We start from the raw sequence: 12539 nt of genomic DNA, 5'->3' as shown, positions 1-12539 counted from the left end.
CGTTCTCCTAATTTTATCGCGCAAGGACGGCAGCCCTGCGCCAACGGGACATGGCCATCCGTGCCGCCTCCCCGTTGTTGCGGTCGAGCATCCCGGCCGTCACGTTGTTCCACACATCATTGAGGGTATAGTACCGTATGCTCAGGTAGAGCAGGTGCAGCTTCCGGCTGAAAGCCGAAAGTTTGTCGTTCAAGGCCCACAGGGTCTTGCTGCGTTCCGCTCCCGTGAGCATATTCTCATGGCCGCCTTTCGCCACCGCGTCATTCAGGAGCGTGAAGACCGATACCAGTTCCGTTGCCGTCTCGATATACAGGTTGTTCATGCTCATGGAGGCGACGATGCCCTGCGGATTGTTCTTGATGGCCTTGCCCAATTTTCCCAACGTGAGAAAGATTCTCACCCCGTCGTTATAGAGGTGGGTGCAGGCTTTCAGTGATGAAGCGTAACCGCTTGCCGTCTTGAGATAACTGTTATATTGCTTCTCCCATTTATGGATGCGGTTAAACTCGGCGGCAATGCTGTTTTGCAACATCGCTGTCTTCGTCTGACCGTTTATCTGTTTCTCTATCTGGTCATTGATGACCTCGTTGCCTTCGGCTAACGCCATCCATTCCAACGGGTTGGATGCCGTGATTTGGGCTTTCGTCCATTGCGGCAGCAGACAGGTGGCCAGCATAATCAGACTAATGATTCGTAATTTCATATATTCCCTTTTTTCGTTTGTTATACTCGACCCGTTCCCGGAGAAGCGTTACCACATCAAAGTTGTGTCTGATACCTACCAAGTCAAGCCGGGGCGTATTCCTGTCCGTTGAGAAGATGCGTACCGTCTTCAATCCGCAAAGCTGCTGCATGAGGCTTTGGTGTTCCACAAAGTCCACGATGCGGTATTGCTCCATGTAGTCCGTCTTCCGGGACAACACCCCATGTTGGCTGATAAGTTGCTCGCTGCCGATATGGTAGCGTGTCCGGCGCAGATAGATGAAGCGGTACAGCAATGCCAAAGAAAGCATGGTGGCGACCGGTACGGCAAGAGCCGTCAGAGGCAGCCCCTCCATGCCACCGTACACCCATGCAGCACAGCACAGCATGATTGCGGGCAGCTCGTCGATAACGAACTGTCCGGCGTGCGGTCGCAGCTCAATACGCTGGAAATCTCCTGTGGGCCGGGCGGTCATCATCGGTGAAAGCGTGTTTGTTGTTCCTCTTCCGGTGACTGTTCTCTCTCCTGTGTCTCATCGGCCGTCTCTTCCCGTTTCAGCTCGGCTAACAGTTCCTCGTTCCAGTCCTTGCTGGGATAGGTCGGCTGTTCACGGACAAAAGAGGTGTCGTTTTCCCTGTCCAAGCCGAGGAACTCCCGCAATCCTTCACGAAACTCCTTGTAATGCCCGTTCATAATCTCCGTCTGCTCCCGTATGTCGTCCGGGTGGCACAAACCGCTCGACCGCATCGACATGGCTTCTTCCCACGCGGATTCATATTTTCCGTAACTTGACCGCAAAACATCGGGCAACAGTTCTATGTCGCCTTCATCGAGATTCTTGCCGTCAGCAACGGAATCCAGATAAGCCTTCCGTTCCGGCGTCTGCTCGATGGTGGAGCGGACAGCCCGGTACATCTCCTGTTGCAGGTTCTTGGCAAATTCGATTCCCGCAAGGTCGGTATCGAAACAGATATGCTGCCGGGCAGGAAGCGTGAGCTTGAGGACACCCCGCATCTGTTCCACCGTCGGGTTGCCGCCGGTAGATACGAAGACCGCTTTCCGCAAATCCTTGTTCTGTCCCTGATGAAGCTGGTAATAGGCCATCGCATCGTAGGCACTCTCGAACCAGTAGATATGCCTGGCATTAGCAAGAGGCGTTTGGGCAGGGCTGGCAATCCATAGCCCTTGGCTCGAATTGCTCCCTTCCGCCTTTCCTTTATAACTGCCGCTGCCGTCCATACGGGGGCGGCCACGTTCCTCCAGACCGACAACCTGCCCCGTATCTTTCGGAACGGTCAGCGGAAAGGCAAGATTGGTGTACTTCGCACCGTCCTCACGGTGTTTCGTCGCCAGACAGAAATCCCGGTGGAATGCGTATTGCGTGTAAAGGTCGATACCCCGATGCTTGAAGAACGGATAGAACTTCTTTTGTGTCGCCCGATCCTGCGGATTGAACTTGTGAATGTCGTAATCCGCCATGTCAAACGGCTTCACATCCCGTTTGGGCTGGATAATCCGGGTCTCACGGTCGGCGATGGGATGGTTCAGCAACCGGTTACATACAAGGTTTACCAGCCGGTCGGGAGAAATACCGCCCCGATACTCCGCGAAAAAGTGCGGATGTTCCTTGATAAAGGAAATGATGTTATAGACCTTCTGCTGTTGCGGTTTGAAACAGCATTTCCCTTGCTGCGTGACAATGAACTTGTCGTTGCGGATGCGCCGCCCCTCGCTGTCCAAACGGACATACGAGGGATAGCGCAGGCCGTCACGCCGGTTCAGATGGTAGCCCGCATCGAGAAGCACATCCTGAATGTTCAGCCTGCGCAGAAAATCGTCGTAAGTCAGCTCGCCCTCTCTCATCGTTTACCTCCCTCTTCTCATGTCATTGATTTCACGGTTCATCTCCGCCTCGAAACAGCGGATGGCCACATCCCTCGGTGTATCTACACCCGGCTTGAAGTACGGGCGTGGCGGACCACCGAAACGCTCGCCGTAGAACTCCGGGGCATGGCAGTGATGGTGGATGCCGTGTGCGACACCCGCAGCGACCACCCCTCCGGCGGTCAGGGCGGCAAGGATTTTCGTTCCAAGACCCCGTTGCGCCTCCGGGCGGGTCTTCATGTCCACCTCGTTGAAAATCTTGGAAAAGAGTTTCATACGGTGGAAATCGTCCACCGCAAGGAATTTGTCGTAGTCCCGTTGGGTTATCTCATGGCTGATAATCTGACCGTCGATAACGGCGGTCATCCTGTATTTCCCCTCTGCCTGTGCCGGTTGTACGGCTATCTGGCTCACTTCGACCTCCCGCCCGTGCTTCTCTTCCCGATACCAGCCCTTGCTTTCGTTCAGAAATTGCAGGTCGCGCCCATCGACGGCCGCACCGATGCTGCCTTGTATGGATTCCTCTTGCTGTTGCAGTGAGGCTTCCAACGGCATGAAAACCTCCTGTTCCTGCCTTTGCCGTTGCTCCAAGTCCTGCCGCACTTCGGGATGCAGGCCGATGGAGATACGTCGCTCGCTGTTGAGAGCCTCCATCGTCACTTTGTCGGAAAAGTCAGCCCCGATAATGCCGTTCAGCAGTTCCAGACGTTTCTCTACGGGGTGTTCTTCGACAGGAGCGGCGACCAGTGCTTTCACTTCCTCTTCCGTCAGGTCATAGACCATATCGGCCTGGACGCTTTCCGACTGCACGGTCAGCGTCCGCCTTTCCGCATCCACGACAAGACCGTGCGAGGCAAGGCACTCCGCCCATTTCTCGTTGGAGAAATAGACCGGAGAGGCTATCAGCTCCTTGTACGGCCGTGCCGGTTCCTCGCTGCGCGGATGGCTGACCATCGGCGTGATGACCGCCTGCAAGTCCTGCAGCACATCCCGTTGCTGTACAGGCTGCGTCGGTTGATGCCCTTTGTAGTAGAATCCGTAACCGCCCGATTGCAGCTCGCCGGGCTTCATGCGCCCGTCGGGGCGTTCGGGGACGATGGACGGCCCCGGAAAGAACAGTTGGCCGCCGACCCTGCGCAGGTGGAAGCCCCACTGGTTGCGAGGTGTCCAGCCGAGGAACGGCGGGGGCATTCCCATACGCCCCATGAGCCCGTACTCGCCGATGCCGATGCGGTAGCCGTGCAGTCCCATAGCCACACGACCGTTGGCATTGCGGGCATGGACGAAGTTCTTGGGCATATAGAAATCCTTGCCCACGATGCTCGTAAGCACGTTGTAGGCTTTCTTGTTGGCAGTGTTCGTTCCCCAGTCCGTCAGTGCCAACATCTGACGTTCGGTTATCGGGTAAACCAGCAGGGGCGAATCATGCCCTTGCACGATCAGCCGATACCCTGCGCCGTCAAGCGCAATGTGGGCCTGAAGCCCGTTGCGCATCAGCATATCACGCATTTCGGGCTGCAAGTCCATCTGCCGGGGATTGGTATTCGTTCGTATCGCCATAGTCTGATTGTTTTCGTTATGCGTCGCCGCTTTCCATTGCCGCCTCTAACTGTTCGTCCTTGAAGCGGACAAACTCGGCGGCGGATTCATTGCCGGCTGCAAGCCCTTTTTCCTCGCAGTAACGGGCGTATTCCTCCTGCCAGTCGGCGGAGAAATGATTGACGTAATCGAGCCAGCCGTATTCGCCGCTCTGCATCTTCCCGACAAGTACCTCTTCGGGATAATATTCGTTTTGTGCCATAATGTACGGATTGATGTTTTACTTGTGGAGGGCTGCCGCACGGTTGCGCTCGCCGCTCTTTTTCTGTTCGTTCCACAGCTCTTCGGTGTAGTCTTCCTCCGAAACGTAGTCGAGGTTACCGTCATCGTCCATGATCCAGCAGCCGTAGCACCCGAAGGTGTATTTGTCCCACTCACGCTTGGGCTGGTTGCGCCATTGCTGCGCGTCGCCCGAACAGATGCGGATGCCGGTCTTGGCATGAAGGTCGATGCCCACTGTGGCAGGCTCGCCGTCCACGACTACCGTCAGCGGTTCGCCGTGCTGCATCCCGTTTACCTCTACCGCACCGAGGCGCATGACCTCGGCCAGCACCTTCAGGTTGCGTGCGATGATGGGCGTGGGGACATACATCACCTGTTTCGTCCCGGCGTCAATCTGCACGAATGCCTTGCTGCTCCGTCCGTCCGCCATTTCCACGTCGGCGACAATCGCCTTGCCGTCGAGCAACTGTTTCTGCTGCGCTTCGTCATACCGTTCCAGCGGAGAGGATTTCAGTGCCGGATAGAAGACCACATCCACCTGACCGTCGTCCATGCGGATAAAGGCAAAGCGGCTGCGGCTCTCGATTTGCCCGCCATGCTCGTCAGTGACACGCACGGGAAGCACAGGAGAATGCCGGCCGTTGCAGATGTCGTCCAACACACGCATCGGCAAGTCCTCGATCATCTCCCGTGTAAGACCGAATCGTTCCAGTGTCGAGAAGGGTAATTCATCAAATTCAATCTGATTCTTTTTCATACGATATTTATATTATAAAATTGTACTCCACAAAGATAAAACCGTATGATTGTAACAAACAAAAATAACAATCACATAAGCGGTTAGAATGCCTTATTTTTACTATATTAGTACGATTTTAAGCAAATAATCGGACTAATAAGCACGAATTTCCAAACCAATAAGAGAAAGTACGGCTGTTTGTTTCCGGCATGAAAGGCCCGGTATTAACTTTGCCGCATGAGAAAGATTTTACTACTAATAATATCGGGTGTATCGTTCTGTACGATGCCCGTTCAGGCGCAGTTCAACACGATTGCCAAGACGCCCGAAAGGTACAAGGTGGAAGCCTTGCAGGAGGGCATGAAAAAACAGGAGCCGACACCTGAAAGTGCGGCTCCCGTACAGGAAACATCGGTGAAATCCGCCGATAAACGTAAACAGTCATGGATTGACCGGTATCTCAGCGTGTCCTATCCATTGCAGCGTATCAGGATTACATCGCCATACGGCTACCGGAAAGACCCGCTTACCGGGAAGAGGAAGTTTCACGGCGGTATCGACCTGCACGCACGGGGCGAGCAGGTATTGGCCATGATGGAGGGGGTGGTCATCAAAGTGGGACAGGACAAGACTTCCGGCAAGTATGTGACCCTGCGGCACGGAAATTACACCGTCAGCTATTGCCACCTTTCACGGGTGCTGGCCGCCAAGGGTACGGTAGTCCGTCCCCGTGATGCCGTCGGTATAACCGGCTCGACTGGACGAAGTACAGGCGAACACCTGCACATAACCTGCAAGCTAAATGGCAAGAGTGTCGATCCGTCGGTCGTTTTCGATTACATCAAATCCATGCAGCAGGAGTGTGTGTCGGCTTTGGCAAGATTGTAATATGCACGCCTCCTGAATCGTACAAATCACGATTCGAGACAACGGACGAAATGGCTTCCCTATACCCCCACCTTGACAAGCAGCCGATAATGTACCACAGCACACTCATGAGGTAAAGCCGCAGGATGAACACAAGCCTTTCGTTCATATTGAGATTTTCTATATACAATTTTATTTATAATTCCAATGAATTATCCTTCAATAAGAAATCGTAAATGCTTATAGTCGTAATACCAGCTTCGTCTCTGATAACAGGGCTTTCTTCTCCAATGATGATAATCTTCTTGAATGAATCATCAACTTTAAGCAAGGATGCACGTTCCTGTTCTCTTTTTTCTTCCGATTCCATGCGGTAGGCAGATTGTATGTAATAACGTCTGCTTCCAAGATTACAGATGAAATCGACTTCGAGATTGGAGCGTTGTTGTTTGCCGTCTTTATCTTTCGTGACAACCGGGACAACTCCTACATCCACATTGAATCCTCGCACACGCAGTTCATTGTAAATCAGATTCTCCATCAGATGACTTTTTTCCGACTGCCGGAAATTAATACGCGCATTGCGCAATCCCAAGTCCATAAAATAATACTTGTACGGAGAATTGATATACCGCTTTCCTTTAATGTCGTAACGGGTGGACTTTTCAATCAGGAACGAATCACAGAGATAGTCGATATAGTCCTTTACCGTATCGTAGGATATGACTGATTTCTTCTCGCTTCGGAACGTGTTTGCCAGTTTGTTCGGATTGGTCAAAGCACCGATACCGGAGGCCATGATGTTGATGAGTTCTTCCAAGTCATCATCTTTCCGTATGTCATGTCGGTCTTTGATGTCCTTGATATAGGTTTCATCAAACAGGGTCTTTAGGAAGCGTACTTTTTGCTCCTCCGAAGTATATGACAATATTTGCGGAAGTCCGCCATATAGCATATATTCATTGAATCCGGCTTGTACAGACCCGGAGTAGGCAGACATAAATTCGCTGAAGCTCAACGGGTACATTTTTACTTCAAAGCCACGTCCGCGAAACTCCGTAATGATGTCTTTGGACAGGAACTTTGCATTGCTGCCGGTTACATAGACATCCACATTGCGCATTTTCAAAAAGCCGTTCAATACATCCTCAAAATTATCAAGCATCTGTACTTCGTCCAACAGGATATAGTACATTCCCCCGTCAATGATGCGACTTTCCACATAGGCATACAGATTGTCGGGATTTCTCATTGCCCGATTCTTATAGTTTTCCAAATCCACCTTTATGATATGATCCGGGGCTACGCCGTTCTTTTCAAGATATGAAGTGAATATCTCGAAAAGCAGGAAGGACTTGCCGCATCTGCGCATTCCTGTTATAGCCTTAATCATGCCGTTGTTTTGCAACGAAACAAGCTCCTCCAGATATTTTTTCCTTTCAATATTTTCCATCGCTAATCGAATTTGGCGTCACCAAGTGACGGAGTTTTCGATTACAAAGGTAGTCGCTTTTCGTCGTACAACCAAACATTAATCGAAAAAGATGTCATTAGGTGATATGATTTTCGATTAGGATATGGAGTTGACCTAATTTTCTGCAAATTATCGGCACTAAATCAAAATAGTGCCGATAATTAGTAGTCATTGTAATGCCGTTCGATAGCTACTTATTCCTGTTATATAACCCTTGTTTTATTGTCACCACCTATCTTTTGGCGGCAGGTCATTCTTTCTTTTTTCATCGGCGAATGTAGGACGAAGCGCATAATCGCCAAGCCGCATTGCATTCGGACAACGAAAACAGACCGTTGCACGGTCTGTTTTCTATCCGGGTTTGGCTTATGATGCCGCAGCTTCATCCTCTGGTTGCCTTAAAAAGTCGAAAGACAACCTGCTGAAAAAAACAGCAGGGAAAAAAGAAAAATCAGCATGAATGTTTAATCGCTAAAAAAATCAAATCAGTATGGTAGAAGAAATTAGACAAGACGGCAAAGTGATATTGTCGAGTGAAGACGGGTTCTCCGTCCCTATGATTTTCAACAACCTTTGCGGCAGGAATTTTACAGGCAAAGAGTACAAGGACTATATCAAGCATATAGCCTTCGGAGAAATGGGACTTAAACCGGGCATAGTGTCCCATTATCGGGGTGGAGTTTTATGCAAGAACGGTACAATCCCGGCATTGTGAACAGTCCCCAATAGAAACATAAAAATCAAAATTTATATAGATATGGAAACAACAACAATTCATCCGGCAGAAGCCTATCTCCGCAACGAGCAGAACCCAACATCCTTGTATGTCAGGATTGCAGGAAAACGCCGCCGGCTTTTTATTAACCGCAACGAAAACGTCATCGGCATTATCGCACTCGGAAAACGCAAAAGAGGCTATCTATTCTCGAACTGGGCAAGCATTGAGAAGATATACTATCCGTCATCCTCTCCCGAAGATGCAGCGGACATGGAAAAGAAACTGGTCTTGAAATACCAGAAACTTGCCCGGCTTGCCACGCATACGAATAGTTGGCTTCGCAAAATCGCTTCCGCAGACCCCGAAAAGTCCCTTTACGAAAACCGCATCACGACCGGCACACGCATCGACGGCAAGTGTATCGGGCTTGCCACTATCGAAAAATACTGTGGCAGTTGGATTATGGCTCGTTTCAGAACGGCACTGAAACAAGAAGAAAAGTTTTCCACCGGACGTTTCGACTTTTGCGGCTATGACGGTACGTTGTGGTGTGAGCCACGCGAAAATGGCGATATGGCGGCGGGATTCAGCAAAGAGTACCGGAATTGCGGTAACGGCTACTATTATCTGCTTATCAACGATGAATATATGATAGGTTATGATATAGACTGAGTTATATGCAGGGCAAGGACATGACCGTATCGGGCAAAGGCTCGGTACGGTCTGATGTTCCCGTCCGCCAATGACCTTTTATAAAATTCCTTTCTCCCTCTTATAGCCTTACATCCTGCGGACAGTTTGCCTCAAGCGACCTCACGCATTTTACATAAAGTGCGTGAAGCCCCTTTTGCAAAAGGACGGACACGGACAGACTTGGCATTACAGGGGGCGGGATGAATCCTGCCCTCTGTAGTCCCAAGACAGTCCGTCGGGAAGTCCGTCCCGGCTGACCGCCTCACTCTTTTACCCATAATCTTTCCTTTTCTAACGGATTTCCATTAAACCCAAGTCCGCTGCCGTGCGACCTACGGGATAGAATTTTCCGCAAAGGTAACCGGCCGTTCCAATCTTGCCAATGCCGGCATACTGCCGCGAGTGACACGCAAAAATCTTCCTCTCCGTTGTCGAGCGTATTTTTCCGGGTCAGCCTTGTCCGATTGTCCCTCGCCACCTTCTGAAAGCAGAAAAATCTTCCCGGCGGTCGCAAACAGACCGAACAGAGGGAAATAAAAAGAAAGGTTAAATATGAGTTACAACAAATTGAAATCATTGGTGGCAAACGTGGAAGCGATAAAGACAGCGTTACAAATCCACATTCAAGGCAGACAAGCCACAGCAGAGGAAAAAGAAACCTTATCCCTGTATTCAGGGTTTGGCGGTATCAAGGAAGTGCTGAACATCGGCACAGACAAGCCTGTAGGCGGCGACATGGAAGAACCGATAAGGCAGTTGCAGGAACTTATCGAAACCTATCCCTATTTCACGCAAGCCATAAAAGCCTCTGTCCTGACAGCGTTCTACACCCCGAAATTCCTGATAGATACAGTTGCAAGACAGATACACGCCACATTCAAGGACAACGGTCTGCAAATGCGCTCGTTCCTCGAACCGAGTGCAGGCATTGGCGGTTTCCTCCCGGTAGCCATGCCGGACACCTGCGGATATGCCATTGAGAAAGACCCGGTTTCGGGGCTGATACTCTCCCTGCTGAATGACAACACGGTTACACGGACGGCAGGCTTTGAAACAATCAACGAACAAGGCTTAGAACATACGAAATTCGATGTCATAGCCTCCAACATCCCTTTCGGCAATTTCCGTGTGTTCGATGCGGAGCTGTGGAAGAGAGGCGGCATATACGAACAAGCCACCAAGACCATACACAATTACTTTTTCGTCAAGGCTATGGAGCTGTTGAACGAGGGCGGCCTGCTGGCTTTCGTCACATCAAGGGGCGTGGCTGACACACCAAGCAACAAGTTCGTGCGTGAATACCTCGTGAACCATGCCGACTTGATAAGCGCAATCCGTCTGCCCGACACCCTTTTCATGCACACAAGCGGCATCGAGGTAGGCAGCGACTTACTGGTATTCCAAAAGCACACGCACAAAGCGGCACTCTCGCAGAGGGAACAGCTCTTTTTGCAGGTCGGCAGGGAAAAAGCTGACACGACAGGCACAATGACCGAATACGCCAACAAACTTTTCACATTGCCGAAAACCACCCTCGCCACAGGCAGCCGAATTGCGATGAACCAGTACGGCAAGTATGTACGCAAATACCAGTGGCAACAGGGCGATGAAAACGCCATGTCGCAGTACCTCGCCGCATTGCTGAAACTCGACTTTGGCCGCTATTTCCGCAAAAGCCTTTTCACAAGTGACGGACAGGACGGCATACACACGCAAATGTTCCTTTTCGGCAGTGTGGCCGTCAAGCAGCAACCCAAAGGCAGACGAGCCTATACGGACGAGCCGGAAGCGTGGATGAAAGAGGGTGCAATGGTGCTGTTCGAGGGGCAGGTGGGCGTTCTCCAATACCGTAAATCCGACTTATACCAAGAGACGGTCACCGATTTTGTCCCGGTGGACGAGGGCAAGGTGAACATGGAGAGGGCTAATGACTATTTCCCCATACGCAAGGCATATTTTGAACTTTCCACCAAAGAGCAGGAGGAACAGACGGAACAGCCGCATTTGCGTGAACGGCTGAACGCTTGCTATAACGCTTTTGTCGCCAAATGGGGCTTTTTCCACTCCAACGACAACAAGGAGTTTATCATGCTTGACAGTCTCGGCGTGGAAGTGTTTACGATAGAAATGCAGGTCAAGGGCGACATATTCAAAGCCGACATCATGCGTGAGCCTGTAGCGTTCAAGAAGATAGACACGACCGTACAACTGACACCGGGCGAAGCGTTGGCAAGCAGCTTGAACTTCTACGGCTGTGTGGATATGGACTATCTGACACAGACCACCGGCAAGGACGAGGACGAAGTTATAGGCGACCTCAAAGGCAAGATATTTTACAATCCCACCACTGGGGAATGGGAACACAAAGGCAAGTTTGTAGCCGGCAACATCATAGCCAAGCTCAAGGAAACAGCCTCTTGTCTGCCCGAACTCACAGGCAGGGAAAAGGACTGGGTGGAAACCGCTGTAAAGGCATTGGAGGAAGCCATACCCGAAGCGATACCCTACGAGGAACTCGACATCAACATGGGCGAGCGGTGGATCGACACGAAACTCTATGCCGATTTTGCCACAGAACTTTTCGGAACGGAAACCGATGTGATGTATTTTGACGTGAACGACACCTATCTGGTACGAGTGCAAGGTTATTCCCCGGTCATTTACAACACCTATTCCGTGAAGAACTACAACGGAGAGGACTTGTTTGTACACGCACTGCAGGACACTGTACCCGAAATAACCAAAGAGATAGATCGGAACGGCGAAACGGTGCGAGTGCCGGACGAGGAAGCCATACAGGAGGCGGCCACCAAGATACAGGAGATAAGAAACCGTTTTAACCAGTGGCTCGACAACCAACCGATAGAGGTGAGGGATGAACTGGTAAGGGCTTATAATGAACGCTTTAATTGCTATTCCAAACCGCAGTATGACGGCTCGGCGCAGACCTTTCCGCAGCTCTCTTTCGAGAATTTTCCGTATGACAGCCTCTATCCCTCACAGAAAGATGCCATTTGGATGATTAAGCAGAATGGCGGCGGTATCTGTTGGCACGAGGTCGGCACAGGCAAGACGATGATAATGTGCGTTTCCGCTTACGAAATGAAACGCCTCGGACTGGTGCAGAAGCCCATGATTATAGGCTTGAAAGCCAATGTTCACGAAATAGCCGACACGTTCCGCAAGGCTTACCCCTCGGCAAAGGTGCTTTATCCGGGCAAGGAAGATTTCACCCCTGCCAACCGCAAAGAGGTATTCTCGAAAATCAAGAACAATAACTGGGACTGTATCATTCTGACACACGACCAGTTCGCCAAGATACCGCAGTCGGAACAGACCATGATAGATATATTCACGGAAGAACTGGCCGATGTGGAGCGCAACCTTGAGGTGTTGGAACAGTCCACCATGCGCTACCGCAGCGGAAAGATGCAGGACGGTCTGGAGAAGCGCAAACAGAACCTTGCGGCCAAACTTAAGGAGTTACGGATGAAAATCAACGAACGGAAAGACGATGCGGTGGACTTTCACACTATGGGAATAGACCATATTTTCGTTGATGAATGCCATTATCAGAACTTTTATGAATTTCCTAAATTTCGCATCAAGTTGCTGATTCTTATTTTGTTGCATTTTAATA

12 protein-coding genes are annotated in these 12539 nt (G+C 50.8%); 4 read left to right on the top strand and 8 right to left on the bottom strand.

All coding sequences use genetic code 11. The features are described 5' to 3' along the window. Positions 1-13: 13 nt before the first annotated feature. Genes I2I04_RS20490 through I2I04_RS20465 form a run of 6 tightly spaced genes read right to left on the bottom strand, consistent with a single transcriptional unit; the run spans position 14 to position 5165 of the window. Positions 14-703: a hypothetical protein gene (locus tag I2I04_RS20490; protein ID WP_195366432.1), complete on the bottom strand. Its 690-nt coding sequence runs from the start codon at positions 701-703 to the stop codon at positions 14-16. Further along, positions 684-1181, bottom strand: a complete 498-nt coding sequence (locus I2I04_RS20485; RefSeq protein ID WP_195366431.1) for a PH domain-containing protein — start codon at positions 1179-1181, stop codon at positions 684-686. The genes I2I04_RS20490 and I2I04_RS20485 overlap by 20 nt, the downstream gene beginning before the upstream one ends. After that, the gene (locus I2I04_RS20480) at positions 1178-2566 is read right to left on the bottom strand and encodes a toprim domain-containing protein (protein ID WP_195457665.1); all 1389 of its coding nucleotides are present in this window, start codon (positions 2564-2566) and stop codon (positions 1178-1180) included. The genes I2I04_RS20485 and I2I04_RS20480 overlap by 4 nt, the downstream gene beginning before the upstream one ends. Before the next feature lie 3 nt (positions 2567-2569). Beyond that, positions 2570-4147 carry a hypothetical protein gene (locus I2I04_RS20475; protein WP_195366429.1) on the bottom strand — a complete coding sequence of 526 codons (1578 nt, stop codon included), beginning with the start codon at positions 4145-4147 and terminating at the stop codon, positions 2570-2572. A gap of 16 nt (positions 4148-4163) precedes the next feature. After that, a complete protein-coding gene (locus tag I2I04_RS20470) occupies positions 4164-4388 on the bottom strand; it encodes a hypothetical protein (protein WP_195366428.1) in 225 nt (74 codons plus the stop codon). Positions 4389-4406: 18 nt separating this feature from the next. After that, complete coding sequence (locus I2I04_RS20465; protein WP_195366427.1) at positions 4407-5165, bottom strand: DUF4099 domain-containing protein; 759 nt, start codon at positions 5163-5165, stop codon at positions 4407-4409. 219 nt (positions 5166-5384) lie between these two features. Between I2I04_RS20465 and I2I04_RS20460 the strand changes: the two genes are divergently transcribed. Next, a complete protein-coding gene (locus I2I04_RS20460) occupies positions 5385-6035 on the top strand; it encodes a M23 family metallopeptidase (protein ID WP_195457664.1) in 651 nt (216 codons plus the stop codon). A 175-nt stretch (positions 6036-6210) separates the two neighbouring features. Here the strand turns inward: I2I04_RS20460 and I2I04_RS20455 are convergent, their stop codons facing one another. Further along, positions 6211-7467: an ATP-binding protein gene (locus tag I2I04_RS20455; protein WP_195366425.1), complete on the bottom strand. Its 1257-nt coding sequence runs from the start codon at positions 7465-7467 to the stop codon at positions 6211-6213. A gap of 511 nt (positions 7468-7978) precedes the next feature. Here I2I04_RS20455 and I2I04_RS20450 point away from each other — a divergent pair. Both I2I04_RS20450 and I2I04_RS20445 read left to right on the top strand, forming a co-directional pair. Beyond that, positions 7979-8203, top strand: coding sequence for a hypothetical protein (locus tag I2I04_RS20450; protein WP_195366424.1), 225 nt, complete (start codon positions 7979-7981; stop codon positions 8201-8203). Positions 8204-8245: 42 nt separating this feature from the next. Then, positions 8246-8878, top strand: coding sequence for a hypothetical protein (locus I2I04_RS20445; RefSeq protein WP_195366423.1), 633 nt, complete (start codon positions 8246-8248; stop codon positions 8876-8878). Positions 8879-9009: 131 nt separating this feature from the next. On the opposite strand, the gene I2I04_RS20440 is transcribed toward I2I04_RS20445, so the two are convergent. Then, the gene (locus I2I04_RS20440) at positions 9010-9177 is read right to left on the bottom strand and encodes a hypothetical protein (RefSeq protein ID WP_195366422.1); all 168 of its coding nucleotides are present in this window, start codon (positions 9175-9177) and stop codon (positions 9010-9012) included. 274 nt (positions 9178-9451) lie between these two features. Between I2I04_RS20440 and I2I04_RS20435 the strand changes: the two genes are divergently transcribed. Continuing rightward, positions 9452-12539, top strand: a 3088-nt coding sequence (locus I2I04_RS20435) for an N-6 DNA methylase (RefSeq protein WP_195655792.1), incomplete at its 3' end; no start/stop codon positions are given.

This window comes from Bacteroides sp. 1001136B_160425_E2, assembly GCF_015559655.1.
Taxonomy (GTDB): Bacteria; Bacteroidota; Bacteroidia; order Bacteroidales; family Bacteroidaceae; genus Bacteroides; species Bacteroides luhongzhouii.
The sequence above is the reverse complement of the archived record's forward strand: the minus strand, read 5'-3'. Positions and strand labels throughout refer to the sequence as shown.

Excerpts from the sequence above, each read along its gene's own strand:
- I2I04_RS20490 (WP_195366432.1), bottom strand. The coding sequence starts at position 703 with ATGAAATTACGAATCATTAGTCTGATTATGCTGGCCACCTGTCTGCTG.
- I2I04_RS20485 (WP_195366431.1), bottom strand. The coding sequence starts at position 1,181 with ATGATGACCGCCCGGCCCACAGGAGATTTCCAGCGTATTGAGCTGCGA.
- I2I04_RS20480 (WP_195457665.1), bottom strand. The coding sequence starts at position 2,566 with ATGAGAGAGGGCGAGCTGACTTACGACGATTTTCTGCGCAGGCTGAAC.
- I2I04_RS20475 (WP_195366429.1), bottom strand. The coding sequence starts at position 4,147 with ATGGCGATACGAACGAATACCAATCCCCGGCAGATGGACTTGCAGCCC.
- I2I04_RS20470 (WP_195366428.1), bottom strand. The coding sequence starts at position 4,388 with ATGGCACAAAACGAATATTATCCCGAAGAGGTACTTGTCGGGAAGATG.
- I2I04_RS20465 (WP_195366427.1), bottom strand. The coding sequence starts at position 5,165 with ATGAAAAAGAATCAGATTGAATTTGATGAATTACCCTTCTCGACACTG.
- I2I04_RS20460 (WP_195457664.1), top strand. The coding sequence starts at position 5,385 with ATGAGAAAGATTTTACTACTAATAATATCGGGTGTATCGTTCTGTACG.
- I2I04_RS20455 (WP_195366425.1), bottom strand. The coding sequence starts at position 7,467 with ATGGAAAATATTGAAAGGAAAAAATATCTGGAGGAGCTTGTTTCGTTG.
- I2I04_RS20450 (WP_195366424.1), top strand. The coding sequence starts at position 7,979 with ATGGTAGAAGAAATTAGACAAGACGGCAAAGTGATATTGTCGAGTGAA.
- I2I04_RS20445 (WP_195366423.1), top strand. The coding sequence starts at position 8,246 with ATGGAAACAACAACAATTCATCCGGCAGAAGCCTATCTCCGCAACGAG.
- I2I04_RS20440 (WP_195366422.1), bottom strand. The coding sequence starts at position 9,177 with ATGGGTAAAAGAGTGAGGCGGTCAGCCGGGACGGACTTCCCGACGGAC.